Raw genomic sequence first — 24,476 nt, 5'->3', positions numbered from 1 at the left:
TCCGCCGGCGATCACCGCGGCGCCACATATCCCCCGGGCACGCCCTCCGGCGACAGCACCAGCTGCCACAGCTGCGCATGCCGGCAGCGGAAGCTGGCCATCGATCCGGCCAGATAGAAGCGCCACATGCGCCGGAAATGCTCGTCATAACGTGCGTCCAGCCGCGGCCACGCCGCTTCCACGTTACGCCGCCAGGCCTGCAGCGTCAGGTCGTAGTCGGTACCGAAGTTGTGCCAGTCCTCCAGCACGAAGCGCCCTTCGAACGCCCGGCTGATCTGCACCGCCGATGGCAGCATCGAATTGGGGAAGATGTAGCGGGCGATCCACGGATCGGTGCGATGGCGCGACATGTTGCTGCCGATGGTATGCAACAGCAGCAGTCCCCGCGGCGAAAGGCAGCGCCGGGCCACGTCGAAAAAGCTGCGATAGTTCTTGTCGCCCACGTGTTCGAACATGCCGATCGAGAAGATCGCATCGAAAGGCTCGTCAAGTTCGCGATAGTCCTGCAGCCGGATCTCGATCGGCAGGCCAGCGCACAGCTCGCGGGCGAAGTCGGCCTGCTCCTGCGAGATGGTGATGCCCACGCCACTGACACCGTATCGCTCGGTGGCGAACTTCAGCGCCTCGCCCCAACCGCAGCCGATGTCCAGCACGCGTTGCCCAGGCCGCAGCCCCAGCTTGCGGCACACCAGGTCCAGCTTGGCCTCCTGCGCGCCATCCAGATCGTCGGCATTGCGCCAGTAACCACAGCTGTAGACCAGGCGCTGGCCGAGCATCGCCTGGTACAGGTCATTGCCAAGGTCATAGTGGCGGCGGCCGACTTCGTAGCTGCCCGCCCCGGACTGCAGGTTGAACAGGCGCGCCTTCAGGGCATCGGCCACCTCGCGCCAGCCGTGCACCCGTTCGTCCAGATGCGCCTGCATCAGGTGGAACAGGAACTCATCAAGGACGTTGGCATCCCACCAGCCGTCCATGTAGCTCTCACCCAGGCCGAGTGAGCCGTGCGCCATGACCCGTGCGAAAAAACGCGGGTCATGCACCTGGATATCCTGCGGCCGGGTTCCATCGATCTGGACCCCGGCCTCGTGGAGCAGGCCGGCAACCCGCTCCTGCAACCCTGTATCCACGTCACCTCCTCGTCTGCGGCTAACCGCGCGCGAACAGCTCCACGTAGTCCTTGGCCACGTGTGGCAACAACACCGAGGCCGGCACATCGGCGGTCTGGGTGCCGTCCGAGTATGGACCCACCTGGTAGGGCGGGAACACGAAGCGCAGCGCGGTGATCTGTCCCTTGTCGTCGGTCAGCGGCTGGAACTGGCTGAAGTTGTCGGCCTGCGGACCGGTGCCGTCGGCGATCATCCGCGAGGCATTGCGCAGCGATTCCTGCAGCTGCGACGGGTCCATGTCCTCGCCGCTGAGGCGGGTGGCCACACGCTCACGCAGCTGGTCGGCGACGAAATCGCTGATCGCTTTCCAGCCCTTGGCATCGGCCACCAGCTTGTCGGCGCTCAGCATCTGCTGCTGCGCCGGCAGCCAGACGAAACGGGCAACCAGCGGTTCGCCATGGGCGCCGCCGGTGTAGCGGCTGCCGTCGGCACTGACGACCACCAGCTGCGGCGTCTCCAGCAGCTTCTCGAAGCTCAGCGACAGCTCATAGGGCATGGTCGGCTTGTCGTTGCCCAGCCCGTCCAGCGCCTGCTGCAGATCGCTGCGGGCGGAGGTGGCATAGGCCTGCAGCGCGCGTGCCAGGCCCGGATAACGATCAATGCCCGGCGGATAGCTGATGCCGACCACTTCACGTTCGTTGTTCTCGATCACATCGCGCAGATCCAACGGCGCTTCCGCTACAGGTGCCGCGGCGGTGCCGGTGGCTTCGGCCGCCGGCGCGGCCTCGGTGGCCGGCGCGGCCTCGTTCTCGCGCTGGCAACCGGCCAGCAACAGCACGCCCATAGCGCCGGCCAGCACGCTGGCGTGCAGTGGCCGGTTGTTTCCAATCTTCATCGGGATCCCCTGTTCATGTTCATGCATCATCGCCTGCCCTGGCTGAAGGGTGGCCCGCTGGATTCAGCCCACAAGCAGATCGTGGTATTCCTCGTGCCGCTGCAGGAAAGCCTCGGCATAGGCACATGCCGGCACCACCTTGTACTTCTGCTCACGGGCGAACCGCAGTGCGACCCGGGTCAGCTCACCGGCAATGCCGCGGCCGGCGATCGGCTCGGGCACTTCGGTATGGGTGATGACCATCCGCCTGCGCTTGATCTGGTACTCCAACAGTGCCACCTGTCCGCGCACGCGGGCGGTGAAACGGTGGTTGACCTGATCGTGTTCGACCTCGTAAGCCAGACCGGGGGGCGTGACCGAAGCCATGGGACTGTCTCCTGCGGCGACTGCGTGGATGGTGCGCACGCGGGCGCCATGATCGCGTGAAGCCTGAACAGGGACAAGTCTGCGCCCGTTGCGTCAGTTGTTGCCCTCAAGCTTCAGGCCAGCCGGCCGCTAACCCCTCTGCAGGGGTGCGCCAGCCTGGCATGCCCTTTGCGACAGTTGACCAAGCGATCTGCCGTGGAGGCCCGTGATGCACCCCAGCGATTCCCAAACCGATACCGATCACGCCCTGCTGGAGGGCCTGTTGCAACTGGCCGTGGAGGGACAGACCGAAGACCAGGCGTTCCAGAGCATCGGCGAGGAAGTCTTCTCCCGCCTGCTCGATACCTACGGTCAGCAGACCCGGGCCTGACCCGGAGCGGGGCCGCAACCCCGGGGGTCGGATCCAGTGGATCCGACCCCGGCCACCCTCAGCCGCCGCCGAGGCGGAAGGTCGGGTTGGACAGTTCGCGCAGGAAGTGACTGAAGATGCTCGGCTGCATGGCCAGCATGAAGATCACGCCGAACGCCGCACCGGCCAGGTGCGCGCTGTGGTTGATGCGATCGCCACCGCGCTTGTCCATCCAGATGCTGTAGCCGACGTAGAACGCGGCATAGACGATCGCCGGCGCCGGGATGAAGAACACCAGGATGATCGACCACGGCTTGATCAGGATGAAGGCGAACAGCACCGCCGACACCGCCCCGGACGCACCGAGGCTGAGGTAGTTCGGGTTCTTCTGGTTCTTCAGGTAGCTGGGCAGGATCGAGACCAGCAACGCACCGACGTAGAACGCCGGATAGACCAGGTAGCTGCCGGTCAGCTGCACCATCACGCTCTCGATGAACCCCCCAAAGAAGAACAGGGTGATCATGTTGAAGATCAGGTGCGACCAGTCGGCATGGATGAAGCCGTAGGTGATCAGGCGGTCGTACTGGCGGTGGCGATCCACCGCCGGCGGCCACAGGATCAGGCGGTCGGCCAGCTTGCGGTTGTTGAACGCCATCCACGACAGGATGGCGGTGATGGCGATCAACAGCAGATTGACGGGGGTCATGTCAGGCTCAGGCGGTGCGGTAGTTGTCGACCATACGATAGCGTTTCGCATACCAACCGAAGGCCAACGCCGCGACGAAGGCGAAACCGGCGAAGAAGAACATCAGGAATGCCGCTTCGCTCAGGCCCGTGCTGGCGATCTTGTGGGTCACCGCATCGTTGCGTACGGCGGCATTGGACAGCAGCACCCACAGGTTGCCGATGGTGGTGGTCAGGTTCCAGAAGCTCATCACCACGCCCTTCATCGCCTGCGGGGCCTGGCTGTAGGCGAACTCCAGGCCGGTGGCCGAGACCAGCACCTCACCGAAGGTCAGCAGCGCGTACGGCAGCATCTGCCAGAAGATCGACATCGCATTGCCGCCATCCATCACCACCTGGATGCCACCCACCACGATCCAGGCCAGGCCGCTGAAAGCGATGCCGGCGGTCATCCGGCGCAGCGCGGTGGGCTCGAAGCCGAAGCGGCGTAGGGCCGGGTACAGCACCAGGTTGTTGAACGGAATCAGGATCATCACCAGCAGCGGATTCAGCGCCTGCATCTGCGAGGCGGTGAACCAGCTCGGCATCTGCATCTGCTGGCCCTGCAGCACCCAGGTCGAGGCCTTCTGGTCGAACAGCGAGAAGAACGGCGTGGTCAGGGCGAAGATCACCAGCACGCGCAGCACCGAGCGCACGCCTTCCACGGCTTCGGCCGGATGCTGGCCGCGCGCGCGGTCCAGCTGCAGCCAGGTGCCACCACCAATGCCTGCCAGGATCGAGACCAGCGCCAGGCACAGGCAGATCACGATGCCGAGCGAGCCGACCAGGCCGAACGAAGCCACCGCCAGCACCAGGCCGAGCACGGCGATCACCAGGCCCGGACGGCCCTGGCCAGCCACGCGCGTGGTCAGCGCGGTGCGCACCACATTGGCGAACGAATGCGGGTCCTTCGGCGGCAACGGCACCAGCACGTAGCGCTTGCGGCCCAGCCAGAACACGAAGGTGGCGATGAACATCAGGATGCCCGGAATGCCGAACGCCCACTGCGGGCCCCAGTTCTTCAGCACCAGCGGGATCAGCAGCGAGGCGAACAACGAGCCGAAGTTGATGATCCAGTAGAAGGCGTCGAAGACGATCTTGGCCAGGTGCTTGTTGCTCTGGTCGAACTGGTCGCCCATGAACGAGGCCACCAGCGGCTTGATGCCACCGGCGCCCAGCGCGATCAGGCCCAGGCCGAGGAAGAAGCCGCCACGGCTGCCCTCGAACAGCGCAAGGCACAGATGGCCCATGCAGTAGACCAGGCTGAACCACAGGATGGTGTGGTACTTGCCGAAGAACCTGTCGGCCAGCCAGCCACCGAGCAGCGGGAAGAAATACACGCCGATCATGAAGCTGTGCATGATGTCCTTGGCTTCACCGGCACGGCCTTCGGCCGTGATTTCCTGCAGCAGCAGGGAGGTGATCAGGAACTGCACCAGGATGTTGCGCATCCCGTAGAAACTGAACCGCTCGCAGGCCTCATTGCCGATGATGTACGGGATCTGGCGCGGCATCTTTCCCTGGCCGGCGATGGGGGCGACTGCGTCGTGGCTCATCCTGTAAGGCATTCCTGCAAAACGAAAGGCGCAAGAGTACCGGAACCTGTACGTGCGAAGCACGCTGCAGGGCTGCATGACAGGCGCGCCAAAGCATGGCAGGCATGTGCGGGCCCTGCCGGAAGTCACGGAACCTGCACGGCAAAAGCGTAAACTTATCGTTATGCGCCCCCTCCCCTTTGCCCGCATCCTGTCCAGCTGCCTTGCCCTCATGCTGGCCGTGCCTGCATTGGCACGACCGCAGGCGCCGCCGGCCGCCGGCCTTGCCACGGAGGTGCGGCAATTGACCGTCGCCGCGCTGGAACTGCCCAGCCGTGATGAAGGGCAATGGAAGCAGCGCCGCGAACAGGTGCTGCAGCTGCTGACCGATCTGCAGCCGGATGTGATCTCGGTGCAGCAGGTCCTGCAGCAGCAAGGGCGCAACCCGGCCTGCTGGTTGGCCAGCCGGCTGCGCTACAGCTGCGATTTCGTCACCGCAGACCCGCCGAGCCAGCCGGTCCGGCATGGCAACGCGATGCTCAGCCGGCTGCCGGTCAGCGAGGACGGCGTCACCCTGCTGCATCCGCCGGGCACCTTCAGTGCCGCCGGCATGATGCGCCTGCGGCTGGGCGACAACGACGTCAACGTCTACGTCGCGCGCCTGCGGCCGGAGCCGGATGAGGCCACGGCCCGGCAGCATCAGACCAGCGACCTGATGACCTGGATCGGCGCCACGGCCGAGGGCATGCCGAGCCTGATCGCCGGGGATTTTTCCGCAAGCACCGTCGAGTTGGTGCGCAGCACGCCCGGCTTCCAGCCGGCCCGGCGCAATCCTGGCGCACCGGCGGCCAGCGGCGGCGGCGCCAGTGGCCATGGGCTGGATGTGCTGTTCCAGGTCAAGCATTTCGGCGGCATCCGCCAGCAGGCGATCATGCTGCCCGCCGATGGCGACCTGCCCGGCCTGCGCCTGGGCGTGATGGCGACGCTGCGGCTGCAGGACGTGGCTGCCACCACCGAATGAGAACCATGAGGTTGCCGGCCAGCGGCCGGCACTACCGATGCGCAAACAAAAAAGGCCGGGGTCTCCCCCGGCCTTCTGTTGAAGCCGCCGGGCATGGCCCGGCGCTACCGTTCTCAGGCGATCGCTTCCTGGTAGCGGCGCTCGACTTCGTTCCAGTCGATGACGTTGAAGAACGCGCCGATGTATTCCGGACGACGGTTCTGGTACTTCAGGTAGTACGCGTGTTCCCACACGTCCAGACCGAGGATGGGGGTGTTGCCTTCCATCAGCGGGCTGTCCTGGTTGCCGGTGCTCTCGACCACGACCTTCTTGTCCGGGGTCACGCTCAGCCATGCCCAGCCGCTGCCGAAACGGGTCAGCGCAGCCTTGGTGAAGGCGTCCTTGAACTTGTCGAAGCCGCCCAGGTCCTTGTCGATGGCCTTGGCCACGTCGCCCACCGGGTTGCCGCCAGCATTCGGAGCCATCACGGTCCAGAACAGCGAGTGGTTGGCATGGCCGCCACCGTTGTTGCGCACCGGACCCTGCAGGTTCTCCGGCAGCGACTTCAGCTTCTTCACCAGTTCTTCGACCGGCAGGTCAGCGTACTCGGTGCCTTCCAGCGCCGCGTTGACGTTGTTGATGTAGGTCTGGTGATGCTTGGTGTGATGGATTTCCATCGTCGCCGCATCGATATGCGGTTCCAGCGCGTCGTAGGCGTAGGACAGCTTGGGCAGGGTGTAGGCCATGATGCATCTCCTGATTGCGAGGGCACCCGACGGTGTCGGGCGTTGCGCGGTGAATGATGGGGACAGACCGCCAGATTACCAAGGGGGATGTAAAGGAAATTGCGTCCTGCAGGTGAGCATGCCGGCAATTGTTACGCAGCGGTGACGCGGCGCGCGCCCTCATGCAGGGTGCAGCGCGCAGGCGCTACAGTGGGCGCACCACCCTCGCCTGCTCCTGCCCATGCGCAACCCCCGGCTGTTGATCACTGCCATCGTCCTGCTGCTGCTCGGCCTGGTCGTCAATCATTTCCTGCAGCGGCCGCCGCCGCCGCAGTTCGCCCCCGACCTGCAGGGCACTCCGGCGGCCAACGCACCGGCGCTGCGCAACAGCAGCAGCGACAGCGGCCTGCCCGCCTTCCTTCCGGCCGAGGCCCACCAGACCATCGCGCTGATCCAGCGCGGCGGCCCGTTCCCGCATCGGCAGGATGGCAGCACCTTCGGCAACCGCGAACAGCAGCTGCCACAGCGCCCGCGTGGCTACTACCGCGAGTACACCGTCGACACGCCCGGTGCAGGCAACCGCGGCGCGAGGCGCATCGTCACCGGTGGCAACCCGCCCGATGCCTGGTACTACACCGATGATCACTACGAATCGTTCCGCAGCTTCACCGTACCGACCTCCGGAGAACGCCCATGAGCCACGATGATTTCGGCCTCGGCCTGCATGACATCAACAATGCCGGCGTCTACGCGATCGACAGCTCCGATATCAGCGCACTGTCGGCAGCGATGCGCGATGCCGACCTGAAGGTGATCCGGATCGACCTGGATGGCGTGGGCGACAAGCGCACCCTGCTGGCGCGACTGGCCGCCCAGCTTGATTTCCCTGCCGGCTTCGGCGGCAACTGGGACGCTCTGTCTGACAACCTGCGCGACCTGCAATGGCTGCCTGCCCATGGTTATGCGCTGTTCCTGGCCGACGTCGATGCCCTGCGCGCCGGTGCAGGCAAGGAGTTCGACACGCTGCTGGACATCCTGGATGAAGCGAGCCGTGACTGGGTAGGCCGCGACGTCCCGTTCTGGGTGTTTCTGTCGCAGAGCGAATGACCTGGTAGAGGCCGACCTTGGTCGGCATGCACGTGAAGCGCATGGATCATCCACGCATGGCGTGGATCTACCCGGCGCAGCTGGATGCACAGTAGATCCACGCCATGCGTGGATGCGGCACCCTACCGGCTGCCGTTATCTTCCTGCAGCTCCTTCTTGAACGGGATATCCGGCGGCGGACGCGCCACTGCCGGCTGGTCCTGCATGTTCGGATCGGTGAGTCCACAGCCGCCACCGGCCTGCAGGATCGAGATCACGCAGGAAATCTTCGTGCTGGTACCCGGCAACGGAATCTCCATTGCCTTGACACCCTTGCGCACCCATTCGGCGAGCAGCGATTCCTGCGGCACCCAATACTTGTCGAACGAGGTAGGCGTGTAGTCGTACGGCGGCCGCTTCAACCATTTGCCGGACGCGGCGATGCGCTCCTTGCTCCAGCCGTCGTTGGCCCCACCGGGTGCGCCACGCTCGGCCTTGCCGGCCCCGTCCTGGCCGGCCACGCGTACGCTGCCGTCAGCGTTGAACAGGCCATCGCCCTTGCCTGCACTGGTTTGCGCGGCGCCCTGGTTGGCACCGTCGCGATTGCGGCTGGAGGCGCCCCAATCGTCACCGCGGGCGGGCGTTGCCCAGTTGCCTGGGGTTGGTGCCGGACGGGCGCCCGCCTGTGCGGCGGCGGTGCTGGTCGTCGCAGGGCGCGCCACGTTGGCGCTGTTCTGGGCCGAACTGCCGGACGGTGCCGGTGTCGGCGTGGTCGCGCTACCGGCGGCGGTCGACGCGGCAGGTTGCAGCGCGGCAGCAACCTCCCGTTCGCGCACCTGCACCTCGCGCCCGGCAGGCGCACGCACCGTGGGCTCGCGCCCTGCGACGGTGGCCATGCGCACCTGCGGATCGGTCACGGCCTGCACTTCGCGCTCGCGTACCTGTACCTCACGCTGCGGCACGCGCACCTGGATGTCGGTGGTACGCATGGGCTGCGACGCTACCGGCGCTTCGACCGTGCTGATTTCACGTTCCTGCACCTGCACATCGCGCACGCGCGGCGCCTGCACAGCCACGTCGGGCGTGCGTAGCGGCGTTGCTATCGGCGCAGCCTGTACCGGCTGCACGCTGCGCTCGCGCACCGTCGGAATGGTGTCGCGAGGCACGATGCTGACCTCGGTGCGCGGCAGTGCGACCGGCGGCACCACGAATTCGGCGGTCGCCTCTGCAACTTCGGTGGCCTGTACCGGTGAGGGCGGCGGTGCGGCCACCGGCGCCGGCTCCACCTCGGGCGGCGGCGGCACGCTGGCGGTCGGTGCCGTGGCAGCGGCAGCGGAAGACGGCGCAGGTGCAGACGGTTGCGGCCGGGGCGCTGTCGCCGCTCCGGCATCCTGGCCTGCGGCTGCGGCACCGGCCTCCGCGGCGGCAGCCGCCTCGGCACCGGGCTGGTCGCCGCCGCCTTCCTGTGCAGCACGGCCGACGAATTCAATCTGCACGCGCTCACCCTCGCGGCCCTGCTCGTCCGGCGAAGACGTGCGGATCACCGCCACCCAGAGCAGCAACAGGAAGAACAACAGATGCAGCAGCGCACTGAGCAGCGCCGAGGTCCAGCGCATCCAGCGCTGGTCACGCGGCGCCGGATCCCAGTCCTGCCAGAACAGGCGACGCAGTGACGCCCATGGCCCCAGCCCCGGCAAGCGCCCCGGAGGCCCGGGCAGCGGCCGCGGCAGCAGCACTGCAATCACCTCGCGCGCGTGGAACGGACGCGGCAGCGGCGTCAGCGTCCGCAGCCAGATCGCCCAGCCGTACGGCAGGCCGGTGCTCTTCTCGAGGATGGGCGGGCGCTGCTGGCGCGCCAGCAGCAGGTCGATGAGTTGCTCGGCTCTGGGCAGAGGCACGCGTTGGCGATCAGGCGGCGTTGCCGCGCGGGATATACGGAGCGTGCCCGCTGTCGTGATCGGTAGCGTCACGCACGGCGGTCACTCCGGGCACACGGCCCATCAAGGTCTTCTCGATGCCCTGCTTGAGGGTGACGTCGGCCATGCCGCAGCCCTGGCAGCCACCGCCGAAGCGCAGCAGCACCACGCCGTCGGCCGAGACTTCCTGCACTGCGACCTTGCCACCGTGCGAAGCGAGCTGCGGATTGACTTCGTTTTCCACCACCCAATGCACGCGCTCGACCAGCGAGGCGGCATCGCCGGGCGCTTCGCCCTTGATCCGCGGTGCCTTGATCGTCAGCTGCTGGGTGCCGGCGGTACCGGGCACGATGTCGATTTCTGCTCCATCGAGCCAGCCAACGCTGGTGGCGTCCACATAGAGCGTGAAGCCATCACAGTCCACCGCCCACTCGTCGCCGAGCAGATCGGTCGGCTCGGCGAACTCCAGCCGGGCATCGGCACGCGGGGTGCCAGGATCGACCGCACTCAAGCGCACGCCCATGCCGGGCACGCCCTCGCGTTCGATCAGCTTGCGGAAATGGGTCTGGGCAGTGTCGGAGATCTGGATCATCAGGCTATTCTAGCCAAGTAAGCGTCAGCCGCTCATTCGATTTATACACCGGCCGGCGCATTGTTCAGTCAACACGAGGTGGAGGAACCCATGGCCGACCTGATTCCGCTGGCACAGGCCCGTTGCGTGCCACGCAAGGGCAGCGACCACAAACTGGGCGAGGCCCGGCTGGCCGAACTGCTGCCGCAGGTTCCCGGCTGGGAGCTGGCCGAGGCCGGCCAGGCGCTGGTGCGCACGTTCCGCTTCAAGGATTACTACGCCACCATGGCCTTTGTGAACGCGCTGGCCTGGATCGCCCACGGCGAGGATCATCACCCGGACCTCGGCGTCCACTACGACCGTGCCGTCGTCCGCTACTCCACCCACGACGTGGGCGGCCTGAGCGAGAACGACTTCATCTGCGCAGCAAAGACTTCGGCCCTGACGGAGCAACTGAAATGAACGTGAGATTGCTGAGCCTGTCCCTGCTTGCCGTGACCGGCCTGGCCGGCTGCGGCACCTCCGAGCCGCCGGCACCGCCGGTTGCGGCACCCACCGAAGTGGCTGCAGTGAAAACCCCGCCGCCGCAATACCCGCTGGAACTGGCCTGCACCGGCATGGGCGGCACCAGCACCTTCAAGGTGGTGATCGGCGCTGACGGCAAGCCCAGCGAGGTCACCCTGCTGACCGGCGCGGGCAATGCGCAGCTGGACGAGCTGGCCAAGACCGCCGTGCAGGGCTGGGAGTTCAAGGCCGCTACCCGCAACGGCCAGGCCGTACCGGCCACGATCCAGGTGCCGGTCAGCTTCAACCCGCCGCAGCCCAAGCCGGACCAGTGCTTCGCCATCGAAGAGAGCCTGCGCCGCGGCGGCTGATCGCCTGCCGGTGACGAGGCCAGCCGACGCCCGCCTCCCCGTTGCCGCCCCGGCCCATGCCGGGGCGATTGCCTGATGACAAGGAACGCGTCGGTACATGCTGCAGATCCCCCCCGAAAACATCTGGATCGCCCTGGCGGTCACCCTCGCTGCGGGCCTTGCCACCGCCATCGGCAGCCTGCTGGTGCTGTTCTCGCGTCGCCCCAATCCGCGCCTGCTGGCCTTCGGCCTGGCCTTTGCCGGCGGCGCGATGGTGTACGTCTCGCTGTCGGAGATCCTCAACAAATCCATCGCCTCGTTCGCGCTGGCCTATGGTGAGCGCACCGGCTTCACCTACGGCACGCTCGCGTTCCTGCTGGGCGTGGTGGTGATCGTGCTGATCGACCACTTCATTCCCAACCCGCATGACAGCCTGGACAAGCAGGACCCGGCATTCCGCGAGAACAGCCGCGAATACCTGAAGCGGGTTGCCCTGCTGACGTCGGTGGCGATCACCGCGCATAACTTCCCGGAAGGGCTGGCGACGTTCTTCGCGACGCTGGAGAGCCCGTCAGTGGGCATGCCGCTGGCCTTCGCCATCGCCATCCACAACATTCCCGAAGGCATCGCCATTGCGGTGCCGGTGTACTTCGCCACGCAGAACAAGTTCTATGCGTTCGCCGCCAGCCTGCTGTCAGGCCTGGCCGAGCCGGTCGGCGCGGCGATCGGCTATGTACTGCTGTCCGGCTCCCTGTCCCACGCCACGTTTGGCTGGGTGTTCGGCCTGATTGCCGGTGTGATGGTGTTCCTGGCGCTGGACGAGCTGCTGCCGGCGGCCAAGCGCTACGCCAAGGGCCACGAAACCGTCTATGGCCTGGTGGCCGGCATGGGTACGCTGGCGATCAGCCTGGTGCTGTTCAAGTGGTGAGGGATTTCCGGCCAACGGGCTGAGCCCCCTCGCGGCTGGCACCCGAACCTTTCTGAATGGTCCCGGGCGGGGTCAGTTCGCGGGGGACGCCGTTAATCCGTCTCTGGAGGCTTGGCCGCGGCATCCATGCCGCGGACACCCCCGCGAACTGACCCCGCCCGTGCCCCTCATTTTTCCGTGCGTACCAGCCGCGCGATGAAAGGATTAAAAGCGAGGCCCGCGCTGCGCGCGTGAGTCGAGCGTTGCTCGACTCTACAAAGGCTGCGCGCAGCCAGGGGTCTACGCTGCGGCTGTCGGGTCCGCCTTGTAGCGAGCCGAGCACCGCAGGTCCGGCGAGGGCGAAGAGGCGCGGGTGTTTGAGCGCAGCGAGTTCCGCACCACCCCTCGGCGGACCGAGGAGCACAGGGCACCGGCGCGCAGCGCTGGCTCGCGGATGGCGGCGTGTTTCTTTGGTTGCTTTCCTTGCACGAGCAAAGAAAGTGACAAGCCCCCTTATCGAAGGGAAACGACGGCTCCAGCCAAACGCCCGGCGCCGCCGAACCGCCCTTAGCGAAGTCGATCCAGCGCCTCGACCAGCTCATCGGCCAGCGGCGCGTTCAGCACATACGGGCTCTTGCCGTCGTCCAGCGCGAACTCCAGCGACGCGGCATGCAGGAACAGGCGCTTCAGCCCGATCTGCTCACGAAGCCGCTTGTTGACCGCAGGATCGCCGTATTTATCGTCACCGGCTACCGGATGCCCCAGATGCTGGGCGTGCACGCGGATCTGGTGGGTGCGGCCGGTTTCGATGCGTACCTCGCAATAGGAATGACCACCCTTGCGCTCCAGCACCCGGAAATGGCTGATCGATTCCTTGCCGATCGCATTGACCTGCACATGACGCTCGCCGCCCTGGCGCAGGCCCACGTGCAGCGGCGCGTCGACCGTCATCACCCCGTCAGGCATGCGCCCGGCCAACAGGGTCAGGTAGCGCTTGCGGATGCCCGCGCCGTGGTCTTCACGCAGCAGCGCCTGCAGCTCGCTCAGCGCCGAACGCTTCTTGGCCACGATCAACAGGCCGGAGGTATCACGGTCCAGCCGGTGGACCAGTTCGAGGGTCTGCCCCGGACGCAGGGCACGCAGGGTCTCGATGGCGCCGAAGCTGATGCCACTGCCGCCGTGGCTGGCGACACCGGTCGGCTTGTTCAGCGCCAGCAGGCGGGCATCTTCGAAGACGATGGCCTGCTCCAGCCGGCGCATGAACGCCTCGGGCGGACCCGCCTTGTCTCCCTCTTCACTGAGACGAACCGGCGGAATCCGCACTTCGTCGCCGGCCTCCAGCTTGCGCTCGGCCTTGGCACGGCCGCCATTGACGCGCACCTGGCCACTGCGGACCAGCTTGTAGACCAGGCTGCGCGGGGCACCCTTGAGCTGGCCGAGCAGGAAATTGTCCAGGCGCTGGCCGGCGCGGTCGGCCGGAACGGTGATCATGCGCACGGAAGGCTTGTCGCCGGCCGGCTTGGTGGGGTCTTGTGCAGTCATCAGCCTGTTTATTCTGTTACACTCGGGGGGCGAGATAAGGGATTGATTTCGTTGGAAGTTACTCAGGGCCAGAAGCCCAGCTTCCGACGAATCCGGCACAGTGCGCGACCACCGCCCGCGGGGCGGCCATGTTAGCGGCTCACCGGCGTTCCCGGCCATCGCCGATTGCCTGACACGCAGTCGCGCTGAACATGTCCCGTGCGGCGCTCCAGCCTGGCTGACAGCTGCCGCCGGCCCTGCAACACCCAAAACCAGAAAATTGAAGCGCTCCCGCGGCCTGCCGTGGTGTCGTAGCGCTGGAAACCCAAGCCGCCCTCCCCGCGCTTGCGCGAATGGGCGGCGAGCCGTGTCCAGAGGCGAAACCCCATGGCGTTCCGCGCGGTAGCCGCTTGCGAGGAACGCAACAATGAAGCGAATGCTGATCAACGCCACGCAGGCTGAAGAGCTGCGTGTTGCCATCGTGGATGGCCAGTCGTTGTATGACATCGACATCGAGCAGCCGTCCAAGGAACAGAAGAAGTCCAACATCTACAAGGGCCGGATCTTCCGCATCGAGCCCTCGCTGGAAGCGGCCTTCGTCGAATACGGTGGTGGCCGCCATGGCTTCCTGCCGCTGAAGGAAATCTCCCGCGACTACTTCCAGGCCGGTGTCGACCACAACAAGGCCGGTATCCGCGAGCTGCTGAAGGAAGGCCAGGAAGTGGTCGTCCAGGTCGACAAGGAAGAGCGTGGCAACAAGGGTGCCGCCCTGACCACGTTCATCTCCCTGGCCGGCCGCTACATGGTGCTGATGCCGAACTCACCCAGTGCCGGCGGTGTCTCCCGTCGCATCGAGGGTGAAGACCGGGCCGCCCTGAAGGATGCCCTGGACAAGCTGAACATCCCCGACGAAATGGGCGTCATCATCCGTACCGCCGGCGTCGGTCGCGATGCGGAAGAACTGCAGTGGGATCTGGACTACCTGCTGAACGTCTGGCGCGCCATCGCCGAAGCGGCGCTGAGCAAGCCAGCCCCGTTCCTGATCTACCAGGAATCGCGCCTGATCGTGCGCGCCCTGCGTGACTACCTGCGCGCCGACATCGGCGAGATCCTGGTGGACACCGAGGAGATGTACGAGCACGCCAAGGAGTTCATGCAGCAGGTGATGCCGCAGACCCTGCGCAAGCTCAAGCATTACAAGGACGACATCCCGCTGTTCAACCGCTTCCAGATCGAATCGCAGATCGAAGGCGCCTACGAGCGCAACGTGCGCCTGCCGTCGGGCGGCTCGATCGTGGTCGACCAGACCGAAGCGCTGACTGCCGTCGACGTCAACTCCTCGCGCGCCACCAAGGGCAGCGACATCGAGGACACCGCGTTCCAGACCAACCTGGAAGCGGCCGAGGAAGTGGCCCGCCAGCTGCGCCTGCGTGATCTCGGTGGCCTGGTGGTGATCGACTTCATCGACATGGCCTCCAACAAGCACCAGCGTGAGGTCGAGAACCGCCTGGCCAACGCGCTGAAGTACGACCGTGCACGCGTACAGGTCGGCCGCATCTCGCGCTTCGGCCTGCTGGAAATGAGCCGCCAGCGCCTGCGCCCGAGCCTGGGCGAATCCAGCCAGATCGTCTGCCCGCGCTGCGACGGCCATGGCCGCATGCGCAGCGTCGAGTCGCTGTCGCTGTCGATCATCCGCGTCGCCGAAGAGCATGCGATGAAGGAGAACACCGGGCAGGTGCTGGTACAGGCCCCGGTGGAGATCGCCAATTACCTGCTGAATGAAAAGCGCGGCGCGCTGGGCGAAATCGAGAAGCGCCACGAGGCGCCGATCGTGATCGTTGCCGACGAGCAGCTGCACACCCCGCATTACACCGTCACCCGCCTGCGCGACAACGAGCTGGGCGAGGAAAGCGGCAAGCCGAGCTACCAGCGTGGTACCCCGCGCAAGCTGCCGGTCCACGCGCTGACCAAGGGCCAGCTGAACATCCCGCCACCGATGGTGACCCAGGTCAAGCACAACTCGCCCGCCCCGGTGCGCGAGGAAGTGGAACCGGTCGCCGCCCCGGCACCGGCACCGGTGGCCGCAGCGGCCCCGGCAGCCGCCGCCAGTGGTGGCGTCGTCGGCTGGCTCAAGCGCATCTTTGGCGGCGAGCCGGCACCGGCCCCCGCACCGGCACCGGCCGCACGCCAGCCGCAGCAGGATGGCGGCCGCCGTGACCGCAACAAGGATCGCAACAAGGACCGCAAGGACCGTCGCGAAGACAGCCGTGGCAACGGCGGCAATGGCAATGGCAATGCGCAGCAGCAGAAGGACGGCGGCAACCGCAAGGACCGCGGTGAGCAGCGCAAGGATGGCCGCAACGGCGGCAACCAGGCCAATGGCAATGGCCAGCAGCAGCCGCAGCAGCAGGGCAAGCCGAAGGATGGCCAGCAGCCGCAGCAGCAGAACAAGCCGCGCAACGAACAGGGCCAGGGCCAGCAGCAGCCGAAGCTGAAGCAGCCGAAGCAGCCGCGCCCGCAGGACGGTGACAAGCCGGCCGAGAAGCCGCAGCGCGCCGCTGCCGAAGCACCGTCCGATGTCGCGACCGCAGCAGCAGCCGTGGCCACCACGACCGCAGTTGCCGCCACTGTCGCGGTGCAGGAAGAGAAGGCACAGGCACCCGCCGTTGCCACTGAAAACGTGGCCGACACTGTCGCCACCTTGGACACCGCCGCGAAGACCGATGCGGAGATCGTGGTTGCGACCGGGGCTGCCGAAGATGCTGCGACCGATACCGCAGGTGACCAGACCGGTGAAGGCGCAACCCGCCGCCGCCGTGGCCGTCGTGGCGGTCGTCGTCGTCGTCGCGGTGGCGCTGAGAACGCCGCTGGCGGCGACGTGCTGGGCGATGACCTGGACGACGGCGATGATGCCGAGGGCGAGGACAACGACGGCGATTCCGTCGAGCCGACCGCCCCGGCTCCGGTCGGCGCACCGGCAGCTGCCGTGCAGCCGTCGCGTTCGCAGCCGGAATTCGATTTCGATGACGACGTCGAGCCGGTCGCTGCTGATGCCGGCAAGCCGGCACGTACGCCGGTTGCAGTGGCTGCCGCGGTTGCCCCGGTTGCTGCCGTGAGCAGCCCCGTGGTCGAAGCGGCTGCTCCGGTGGTCGCCGCAGTGCAGGCTCCGGCTCCGGTGGAAGCAGCCGCCAAGGTCGAACCGGCCCCGTCGCCGGTGCAGACCAGCATGCTGGATGCCATCGATGCAGCGACGCCGGTGCAGCCGGCGCCTGAAGCGGCTCCGGTGATCGAGGCGAAGCCGCCGGTGGTCGAGACCGCTGCGGCGATCGAAGCAGCTCCGATCGCTGAACCGACCGCGGTGGTTGCAACCGCTCCGGTCTCTGAACCGACCGCGGTGGTGGAAGCCGCACCGGTGGCCGAGCCGAAGCCGGTGGTGGTCGACGTTGCGCCGGTGGTTGAAGCTGCTCCGGCAGTCGAACCGAAGGCCGAGGTTGAAGTCGCCCCGGTCATCGAGCAGCCGGCCGCCCCGGCGGCTGTCGAAACCGCACCGGTGGAAACCGCTGCGCCGGTCGCCGATGCGGTCGTGCCAGCGCAGGTCGACCCGATCGCCGATGGCCATGCCGACGCTGCCGCCCAGGCCGCCGACGCGCAGGCCTCGGAAGAAGACGAAGACGCCGGCAAGCGCACGCCGCCTGCCGCCTGATCGATCCTTGATCGGCAACAACGAAACGGCGGGGATCGATGATCCCCGCCGTTTCTGTTTGTGACGTATCAGATGCCGTAGCGAACCTGCCGCGTCGCCACGCGATGCCGCTACCGGGGCTTCGGCGCGAACTGCAGCCGGGTCCACACCCCGTAGTGATCGGAGGCCCAGCGGCCGCCGTCATCAGGCTGGTCGAACAGGATCTTCGCTTCGCGCGCGACCATCTCGTCCTGCTGGAAGAAGATGTGGTCGATCCGCGACGGTGCCTGGTAGTAATGGCGGTTGAGCGTGCTCACACCCGCCAGGTCGGTGTTGACGTGCACGCTGCCGTAGCTGTCGCCGTAGTGGCTGCGCAGTTCGCTCAGGTCGCCGGCATCAACCAGGGCGTTGAAGTCGCCGGCAATCACCACCGGTGCCCCCGCAGAACTGCCGGCGATGAAACGCAGCAGGTCTTCGACCTGGCTGCGGCGGATGCGCTGGCCGGCGTCGTCACTGCGCTCGTTGAGATGGGTGGCATAGACATTGACCGGCCTGCCCTCCACGTCGATGCGCAGATGGGCCACGGTGCGGTAGTCATCCAGCGGCAGCAGCAGGTGCTCGCCATGCGCCAGGATCGGGCGCCGGGTCAGCAGCGCATTGCCATAACGCTTGGGTGCACCCACCGGATCGGTGGACACGAATACGTACCGGTAGCCGAGCTGGCTGGCCAGCCACTGCGCCTGGTTGCGCACGTTGCGCTTCTGGATCACCTCCTGCAGCGCGATGGCATCGGGCTGCAGGCGCTTGAGCTCGGCAACGATCGTGCGACGACGGCTGGGCCAGTCCTCGCGGTCGTGGTGCAGGTTGAACGTGACCATGCTCATGCCGGGTTCGCCGACCGCCGTGGCCGCGTCAGCCGCGCTGGCCGACTCAGCGGCTGGCGCCAGCCCGGGCAGGGCCAGCGCGATCGCCAGCCCCAGCGCGCAGAAACCGCGACCGATTCCGAGCGGACCTCGCATGCTTACTTTTCCTTGCGTTCGGCGCGGCGCACCGCGCTGGGCACATCAATCTCGACGCGTGCCGGCAACTGGTGCACATGCAGCTCGTTGTTGACCCATTCCGCCGCCTCGCCGTTGACCGTCGCCTGGCCCGGCTCGCCTGCATACGGCCATGGCAGCACCACGCCACCGGCCGGCGGCACCAGCCCGGGCTGTACTTCCAGCACCAGCTGCTTGTCGCTGCGCTGCAGGCGATAGTTGAGCTGACCCTGCGGCGTGCGCAGGCCCTGCACGGCAATGCCCTCGCCCTGCAGCCACGCCACCGGGATACCGGCGGCCAGCACCAGCGCCTCATCCGCATCGCGGTTGTAGCCGAACATGTCCAGTGCCGAACGGACGAAGTCCGAGGCTACCCAGGCATGCGGCAGGTCACCCACGAAGAACGGCGTGCGCGGTGTGCGCGAGACGACCTCGGCCCACTGGTTCCAGGCCTGCGGCGCACGATCCTTGAAGAAGAACTCGGTGGCCTGCCAGGCACGATCACGCCATCCCAGGCGCACGAACGCGGCGACGTTGCGCCATTCGTACGGCGTGTAGTCCTTCCATTCGCGCTTGCCATCGCGGCGTGCGACGAATTCGCTCCAGTAACGCTGGAAAGTCGCGTCCAGCGCCTGCTGCGGCAACTGCCCCTGCTCGCCGCCGGGCGCCAACGCAATCGTGGTGGAGGTGGCGTCGAAGTCACCCAGCTCGGCCGAGCCCGGCAGGTAATCAATGCGATGCTGCTGCATGGCCGCCAGCAGCGAGGCCTGCAGGTCATCACGGAACTGATCGCGCGACTCGCTGATCTGCATCGCCTCGACCTTGCCCAGCTGCGCCGCCAGTTGCGCTGCGTCCTTGTAACCACGCAGCGCCCAGAAGTTGTCCCAGTACGAATGCATCGGCTTGGCCGAATAGCCCTCGTGGCTGATCGAGGCCGGCATCATCCCGTAGAAGGCAGGATTGCGCGCGCGGTTCTCCTCGGTACGCTCGCTGCCGCGCAGTTGTTCCATGTAGCTGTAGGCGCCCAGCACATGCGGCCACATCTGCTCGAGGAAGGCCGTGTCGCCGGTATAGCGGCCGTACTCGGCGATGTTGTAGATCAGTTCGCCGTGGCTGTCGTTCTCCGGCACCGGGTCGCTGCCACGCGCATCGACGCAGCACGGCACCTTGCCGTTTTCAAACTGATAGGGCGCATACCAGGTCACGTAGTCACGCACGGCATCGCTGCGCCCCATCCGCAGCAGGCCTTCGGAAATCATCGCGCCATCGCGGATCCAGCTGCGTGCATAGGAGCGTGTACCGGGCTGCAGGCGCGGGCCGACCCGCGAGATCAGCATGTGCGCCACCGCGGTGCGAAGGGTCTCCACCAGCGGTTGGCCGGCAGCGGGCACCTGCAGGGTCACCACGCCCAGCTTGTCGCGCCACATCGCCGCGACCTGCTGCTGTGCCTTGGCCACGTCCAGCGCCTGTGGCGCCCAGCTGCCGGTCTGCGGCAGCACGATCGCCACCTCGCGGCTCTGCCCGGGTTCGAGCTTGATCGTGTACAGCAGTGCGCCGGACGCCATGCCGGTCGGGTCCTTCACCGCAGTGGTGCCGGGCAGCTTGCCGCTGGCCAGGTGCATCGCATCCAGCTTGCCGTCGAAGCTGCTGGCAAAGCGCGCATCCGGTACCTGCAGGGGATACAGCCGCGGTTCGCCATTGATGCGCACCAGCTGCTCGCCCACGTCCAGGCTGTCGATGCGGCTGAAGCCGCCCACGGTGTTGAGGAACTGGGTGGGTGGATTGACCTGCCACGGGCGGATCGCCAGCGCCAGGGTGTATTCGTGCGCGACCTTGTCCGGATTGCTCAAGCGGTAGCGCCCGATCAGCTGGGCGCGTTCGGGCGTGCCCTGCACGAAGCTGGTCACCGACAGGCCGGCCTTCTCGTGCACCCAGTCGACCGTGGCGATCGGCAGGTAGCGATCCTGCAGCGACTGGCTGATGGCAACGTTCGACCAGTCAAGCAGCTTGCCGTCGAGGCGGATGAACGGCTCGATGCTGAAGCTGCCCTTGGCCGGCTCCAGTGCGCCGTCCTCGCTGATCAACGCCTGTTCCTGGCCACCGTCCAGGCCAAGCAGCGTCCAGTACGGCTGCTCGCCAACGTAGGCGCGCGGCAACGCGCCACGCGGCAGGTCGGCCGCCACCGAGGACAGGAAGGCATTGGGCGTCGCGGCGAACGCCAGCGGCTTCAGGGTGATGTCACGGATGCCGTAGCGCCAGTTCGGCCCGCCCTGCAGGTCGAAACGCACGTAGCGCGCATCGGTGTCGGGCAGTGCCAGCCAGTCGCGGCCTCCGGCACCTGCGGTCACTTCGCGCACGGTACGCCAGTCACGGCCATCCTCGGAGGTCCGCACGGTGTAGCGATTGGCTTCCAGGTCGGGCAGCCAGTCGATCACAGCGCCGCCGATCTCGCGGTTCTTGTGCAGGTCCAGGCTGATGGTCTGCTGCTTGACCCCGCCACTGATCCAGAATGTGTCGGACTTGCCGTCGATCATCCGGTCCTGCAGTGCGGTGGCGGTATCGGCGATCACCGAGGGCCGCAGCGCCGAATCATCCTGCGCGGGCAGGCCCTGCAGGGTCAGCTTGTCGAAGCACACCGTACCGCGGCCGCCGACCTTGCTGTAGATCGTGAATTCCATCGACGCACTGCGCGCCATGTCCTTCTCTGGCGATGGCCCCCAGGCCTTGTCGATCTGCCGGCGGCGGTACTCCACCGGCGTCCACGCCTTGGGGAAGGCGTAGCCTGGACGGTTGACCCACCACACGTTGTCACCGCTGGCGTCGATCAGCTTGAACTGCAGGTCGTTGGCAGGCGAATCACCGCGCAGCTGGAAGCCGAAACGATAGTTGGCCGGGTACTCGATGTTCAGTGGACGACGGATGCCGACGTAACCGGAGACCTCGTGGAAGTCGTAATCCAGGCACAGCGCGCGGCCACCGCCGGCACCACTGACCGGCCGCAGCGAGCCGCTGACCTGGTCGGACAACACCAGCTTCCAGGCGCTGATGTCGTCGAAATCATCCAGCACCTTCGGCGCGGGCAGCGCCGGTGGTGCGGCGATCGCCAGGGAAGACCACAACAGGCCCAGTCCAACGGCGATCGCACGCATCATCCCTTCACACTCCCCAGCAACAATCCTTGGATGTAATACCGCTGCAGCACCAGGAACAGCGCCAGCACCGGAACCACGGTGACCACTGCGCCGGCCATCATCATTTCCACGTCCATGATGTGTTCGCGCGAGAGGGTGGCCAGGGCCACCGGCAAAGTGTAGTGCTCCTGGTCGGTCAGCACGATCAAGGGCCACATGAAATCGTTCCAGGCGCCCATGAAGGTGAAGATCGCCAGCGTCACCAGCACCGGCTTGAGCATCGGCAGCACGATCTGGAAGAAGATGCGCAGCTCCCCTGCCCCGTCGATGCGCGCCGCTTCCAGCAGCTCATCGGGGATGGAGCGGGCGTACTGGCGCACCAGGAAGATGCCGAACACGCTGGCCAGCGCCGGCACGATCACGCCGCCGAAACTGTTTACCAGGCCCAGCTGCTTCATCAGCAGGAACAGCGGCAGCATCGCCACCTGTGCCGGGATCACCAGCGCCGCCATCAGCACCTGGAACAGCCGCTCACGGCCGGCGAACTGCAGCTTGGCGAAAGCGTAGCCGGCCATCGTGTTGAGCAGCAGCGAACCGAGGGTGATCGCCAGCGACACCAGCAGGCTGTTGGCGAAGTTGCCACCCATGCCGGTGCGCGCGAACAGCTCGGTGTAATTGTGCGTGGTGATGCTGGACGGCAGCAGCGGCGGCGGGAAATGGGTGGCCTCGCCCTGCGGCATGAACGACACCGACAGCATCCACAGCAACGGTGCCAGGCTGACCAGGGCCAGCACCAGCAACGCGCCATTGATCATCCACGGGTGCCAGCGTGACTGGCCGATTTCACGACTCATACCAACTGCCTCCTGCGGCCAAAGCGCAGCATCACGGTGGTCACCGCCAGGATGATCAGGAACAGCAGGAACGCCACAGCCGAGGCGCGTCCCAGGTTCCACCACTTGAAGCCTTCCTCGAACATGAAATACAGCACGCTGACGGTGCTCTGCAGTGGGTCGCCGCGGGTCATCACATAGGGTTCGGCGAACAGCTGGAAGTAACCGGATACGGTGATCACCCCGACCACCAGCAGCACCGGGCCGAGCATCGGCAGGGTGATGTGCAGGAACTGCTTCCAGCGCGAGGCGCCGTCGATGCGCGCGGCCTCGTACAGGTCATGCGGGATCGCCTGCAGGCCAGCCAGGAAGATCACCATGTTGTAGCCGAAGTTCTTCCACACCGCGAACAGCATGATGGTCGGCATCGCCCAGTTGGGATCGCCCAGCCAGTCGATCGGGCTGATGCCCAGATGGCCCAGGCCGTAGTTCACCAGGCCATAGCTGGTGTGGAACAGGTAGCGCCAGATCACCGCCACCGCCACCAGCGTGGTCACCACCGGGGCGAACAGCGCGGTGCGGAACAGCGCCTTGAAGCGCGCGGCCGGCGCATTGAGCAGCATCGCCGCGCCCAGCGATACGCCGATCGACAACGGCACGCCGATCACCACGAAATAGGTGGTGTTCCACAGCGACTTCCAGAACATCGGGGTCTGCAGCAGGTCGACGTAGTTGCCAAGACCCACGAAGCGCAGGTTGCTGCTGTCGGCCAGCGCATACAGGTCGAAGTCGGTCACGCTCAGCGCCAGCGCCGAGGCTACCGGCAGGCCGAAGAACACGCCGAGTACGATCAGCGAGGGGCCGGCGAAGATCCAGCCGGCAAGCGAAGTACGTTTCATTGCGGGCTCCCGGCCGCGACTGCACTGGTCGAACCCGAGGGGGGTGCGCTGCGCTGCAGGCGTTGTTGTTCATGCATCCAGCGACGCTTGGCCAGCACCTTGTCCACGCGCTGGTCCAGTTCGGCCACGGCCTTGTCCTGCGGCAGGCCGCCACGCACCACCTGTTCGGTGACGATGCGCATTTCCTGCACGATGCGCTCCCATTCGAGCACCTTCGGGGTCGGCTTGACCCGCTCCAGCTGGTCACGAAAGGCCGCGGCAAGCGGATCGTTGGCCAGCGACGGTGCATTCCAGGTGCTGCGACGCGGCGGCAGGTCGCCGATGATCGCGTGGAAGCGCGCCTGGATTGCCGGCCGCGACAGGAATTCGATCAGCTTCCAGGACGCTTCCTTCTGCTGCGACTTGCGGAAGATCACCAGGCTGGTACCTCCGGCGATGCCCGCGCCCGGACCGTCCGGACCCGGCAGCGCGGCCGTGCCCCACTGCCCTTCCAGTTCCTTCGGCTGCAGCTTCTTGAACTCGCGGATGTTCCAGGGGCCGGAAATGTAGAACACGTTGAAGCCGCGGAAGAATTCATCCCAGACGTTGGAGATCTGCGTCTCGGACATCTTCGGCGCCCAGCCCTGCTCGAACATGTTGGCGTAGAACCCCAGCGTGCGGCGGAAGCCGGGGCTGGAGAAGTTGCCACGGGTGTCGTCGTCGCGCAGCAGCGGATCGGGCTGCTGCAGGGCCAGCGACAGCTGCTGCTCGAACTCGTTGATCGGCATCAGCACCGCATAGCGGTTCGGGCCCTGCATGCGCTTGATCGCGGCCATCTGCTCGTCCCATTCGGCCCAGGTGCGCGGCGGATGGTCGAAGCCGGCCTTGGCCAGCAGGTCCTTGCGGTAATAGATCAGTCGGGTATCGACGTACCACGGCACCCCGACCAGCTCGTCGTGGATCACGTTGGTATCCCAGATGCCCTGGAAGTAGTCCTTCGGATCGACAACGGTGGAATGCTGCACGAACGGCTGCAGCGGGGTCAGCGCGTTGAGCTCGGCGAACTCGGGCACCCAGGTGTTGCCCAGCTGGCACACGTCGGGCAGGCCGTCGGCGGCAAAGGCGGTCAGCAGCTTCTCATGCGCGGCGGTCCAGGGGATGTTCTGCACATCGACCTTGATGCCGGGATTTTCCGCTTCGAATTCGTGGATCAGCTCGCTGACCACTTCGGCCTCGCGGCCCATCGCCCAGAAGCGCACGGTAGTGGTGCCCTGCTCGGTGCGAGTGCAGCCTGCCATGACCAGCGCGGCCAGTGCAGGCAACGCCCAGCGTCGCAGACGGTGTTTCCAGTCGTGCACCTT

The 24,476-nt window shown here is 66.5% G+C and carries 22 protein-coding genes; 8 read left to right on the top strand and 14 right to left on the bottom strand.

Annotated elements, in window-relative coordinates:
- Nucleotides 1-11 precede the first annotated feature (11 nt).
- Genes cfa through K5K93_RS19580 form a run of 3 tightly spaced genes read right to left on the bottom strand, consistent with a single transcriptional unit; the run spans nt 12 to nt 2,367 of the window.
- Nucleotides 12-1,127 carry a cyclopropane fatty acyl phospholipid synthase gene (cfa, locus tag K5K93_RS19590; protein ID WP_222388820.1) on the bottom strand — a complete coding sequence of 372 codons (1,116 nt, stop codon included), beginning with the start codon at nt 1,125-1,127 and terminating at the stop codon, nt 12-14.
- A gap of 19 nt (nt 1,128-1,146) precedes the next feature.
- On the bottom strand, nt 1,147-2,028 hold the full coding sequence (locus K5K93_RS19585; RefSeq protein WP_093819210.1) for a DUF3298 and DUF4163 domain-containing protein: 882 nt from the start codon (nt 2,026-2,028) through the stop codon (nt 1,147-1,149).
- A 36-nt stretch (nt 2,029-2,064) separates the two neighbouring features.
- Nucleotides 2,065-2,367: a GNAT family N-acetyltransferase gene (locus K5K93_RS19580; protein WP_025876743.1), complete on the bottom strand. Its 303-nt coding sequence runs from the start codon at nt 2,365-2,367 to the stop codon at nt 2,065-2,067.
- Nucleotides 2,368-2,575: 208 nt separating this feature from the next.
- On the opposite strand from K5K93_RS19580, the gene K5K93_RS19575 reads away from it, so the two are divergent.
- Nucleotides 2,576-2,737 (top strand): hypothetical protein, encoded by a 162-nt coding sequence (locus K5K93_RS19575; protein ID WP_167552091.1) that lies wholly within the window; start codon nt 2,576-2,578, stop codon nt 2,735-2,737.
- Nucleotides 2,738-2,795: 58 nt separating this feature from the next.
- Here K5K93_RS19575 and K5K93_RS19570 read toward each other — a convergent pair whose 3' ends face one another.
- Complete coding sequence (locus K5K93_RS19570) at nt 2,796-3,422, bottom strand: rhomboid family intramembrane serine protease (RefSeq protein ID WP_025876742.1); 627 nt, start codon at nt 3,420-3,422, stop codon at nt 2,796-2,798.
- Nucleotides 3,423-3,429: 7 nt separating this feature from the next.
- The gene (locus K5K93_RS19565; protein WP_093819013.1) at nt 3,430-4,995 is read right to left on the bottom strand and encodes an oligopeptide:H+ symporter; all 1,566 of its coding nucleotides are present in this window, start codon (nt 4,993-4,995) and stop codon (nt 3,430-3,432) included.
- A 163-nt stretch (nt 4,996-5,158) separates the two neighbouring features.
- Between K5K93_RS19565 and K5K93_RS19560 the strand changes: the two genes are divergently transcribed.
- On the top strand, nt 5,159-5,995 hold the full coding sequence (locus K5K93_RS19560) for an endonuclease/exonuclease/phosphatase family protein (RefSeq protein WP_025876740.1): 837 nt from the start codon (nt 5,159-5,161) through the stop codon (nt 5,993-5,995).
- Between the two features lie 113 nt (nt 5,996-6,108).
- On the opposite strand, the gene K5K93_RS19555 is transcribed toward K5K93_RS19560, so the two are convergent.
- Nucleotides 6,109-6,720, bottom strand: a complete 612-nt coding sequence (locus tag K5K93_RS19555) for a superoxide dismutase (protein ID WP_005410310.1) — start codon at nt 6,718-6,720, stop codon at nt 6,109-6,111.
- Between the two features lie 220 nt (nt 6,721-6,940).
- Here K5K93_RS19555 and K5K93_RS19550 point away from each other — a divergent pair, with 220 nt between their 5' ends.
- Nucleotides 6,941-7,396 (top strand): ribonuclease domain-containing protein, encoded by a 456-nt coding sequence (locus K5K93_RS19550; RefSeq protein WP_222388819.1) that lies wholly within the window; start codon nt 6,941-6,943, stop codon nt 7,394-7,396.
- Complete coding sequence (locus tag K5K93_RS19545; protein WP_025876732.1) at nt 7,393-7,806, top strand: barstar family protein; 414 nt, start codon at nt 7,393-7,395, stop codon at nt 7,804-7,806. The genes K5K93_RS19550 and K5K93_RS19545 overlap by 4 nt, the downstream gene beginning before the upstream one ends.
- Before the next feature lie 122 nt (nt 7,807-7,928).
- Here the strand turns inward: K5K93_RS19545 and K5K93_RS19540 are convergent, their stop codons facing one another.
- Nucleotides 7,929-9,683 (bottom strand): hypothetical protein, encoded by a 1,755-nt coding sequence (locus tag K5K93_RS19540; RefSeq protein ID WP_222388816.1) that lies wholly within the window; start codon nt 9,681-9,683, stop codon nt 7,929-7,931.
- Nucleotides 9,684-9,693: 10 nt separating this feature from the next.
- Nucleotides 9,694-10,293, bottom strand: a complete 600-nt coding sequence (locus tag K5K93_RS19535; RefSeq protein WP_049466593.1) for an NfuA family Fe-S biogenesis protein — start codon at nt 10,291-10,293, stop codon at nt 9,694-9,696.
- 90 nt (nt 10,294-10,383) lie between these two features.
- Here K5K93_RS19535 and K5K93_RS19530 point away from each other — a divergent pair, with 90 nt between their 5' ends.
- The 3 genes from K5K93_RS19530 to zupT all read left to right on the top strand — a co-directional run bounded on the left by K5K93_RS19530 (nt 10,384) and on the right by zupT (nt 12,054).
- Nucleotides 10,384-10,734, top strand: a complete 351-nt coding sequence (locus K5K93_RS19530) for a 4a-hydroxytetrahydrobiopterin dehydratase (protein WP_025876725.1) — start codon at nt 10,384-10,386, stop codon at nt 10,732-10,734.
- On the top strand, nt 10,731-11,147 hold the full coding sequence (locus K5K93_RS19525) for an energy transducer TonB (RefSeq protein ID WP_222388812.1): 417 nt from the start codon (nt 10,731-10,733) through the stop codon (nt 11,145-11,147). The genes K5K93_RS19530 and K5K93_RS19525 overlap by 4 nt, the downstream gene beginning before the upstream one ends.
- 97 nt (nt 11,148-11,244) lie before the next feature.
- Nucleotides 11,245-12,054 (top strand): zinc transporter ZupT, encoded by an 810-nt coding sequence (gene zupT / locus K5K93_RS19520; protein WP_025876721.1) that lies wholly within the window; start codon nt 11,245-11,247, stop codon nt 12,052-12,054.
- Between the two features lie 546 nt (nt 12,055-12,600).
- Here zupT and K5K93_RS19515 read toward each other — a convergent pair.
- Nucleotides 12,601-13,575 carry an RluA family pseudouridine synthase gene (locus K5K93_RS19515; RefSeq protein ID WP_025876523.1) on the bottom strand — a complete coding sequence of 325 codons (975 nt, stop codon included), beginning with the start codon at nt 13,573-13,575 and terminating at the stop codon, nt 12,601-12,603.
- 406 nt (nt 13,576-13,981) lie between these two features.
- Here K5K93_RS19515 and rne point away from each other — a divergent pair, with 406 nt between their 5' ends.
- Entirely contained in the window at nt 13,982-17,257 is a 3,276-nt protein-coding gene (gene rne / locus K5K93_RS19510) for a ribonuclease E (RefSeq protein ID WP_222388809.1), read from the top strand.
- Between the two features lie 110 nt (nt 17,258-17,367).
- Here rne and K5K93_RS19505 read toward each other — a convergent pair whose 3' ends face one another.
- The 5 genes from K5K93_RS19505 to K5K93_RS19485 are packed head-to-tail and all read right to left on the bottom strand — an operon-like array spanning nt 17,368 to nt 24,473.
- The gene (locus K5K93_RS19505) at nt 17,368-18,255 is read right to left on the bottom strand and encodes an endonuclease/exonuclease/phosphatase family protein (RefSeq protein WP_222388802.1); all 888 of its coding nucleotides are present in this window, start codon (nt 18,253-18,255) and stop codon (nt 17,368-17,370) included.
- Nucleotides 18,256-18,257: 2 nt separating this feature from the next.
- Nucleotides 18,258-21,425 carry a discoidin domain-containing protein gene (locus tag K5K93_RS19500; protein WP_222388799.1) on the bottom strand — a complete coding sequence of 1,056 codons (3,168 nt, stop codon included), beginning with the start codon at nt 21,423-21,425 and terminating at the stop codon, nt 18,258-18,260.
- Nucleotides 21,422-22,258, bottom strand: a complete 837-nt coding sequence (locus tag K5K93_RS19495) for a carbohydrate ABC transporter permease (RefSeq protein ID WP_025876515.1) — start codon at nt 22,256-22,258, stop codon at nt 21,422-21,424. The genes K5K93_RS19500 and K5K93_RS19495 overlap by 4 nt, the downstream gene beginning before the upstream one ends.
- On the bottom strand, nt 22,255-23,136 hold the full coding sequence (locus K5K93_RS19490; protein ID WP_222388794.1) for a sugar ABC transporter permease: 882 nt from the start codon (nt 23,134-23,136) through the stop codon (nt 22,255-22,257). The genes K5K93_RS19495 and K5K93_RS19490 overlap by 4 nt, the downstream gene beginning before the upstream one ends.
- Nucleotides 23,133-24,473: a sugar ABC transporter substrate-binding protein gene (locus K5K93_RS19485; RefSeq protein ID WP_222391133.1), complete on the bottom strand. Its 1,341-nt coding sequence runs from the start codon at nt 24,471-24,473 to the stop codon at nt 23,133-23,135. Before K5K93_RS19485 ends, K5K93_RS19490 begins: the two co-directional genes overlap by 4 nt.
- Nucleotides 24,474-24,476: the final 3 nt, after the last annotated feature.

This window comes from Stenotrophomonas sp. DR822 (genome assembly GCF_019793815.1).
Lineage (GTDB): Bacteria > Pseudomonadota > Gammaproteobacteria > Xanthomonadales > Xanthomonadaceae > Stenotrophomonas > Stenotrophomonas indicatrix.
Note: the sequence above shows the minus strand (reverse complement) of the source record. Positions and strands in the feature narration are given on the sequence as shown.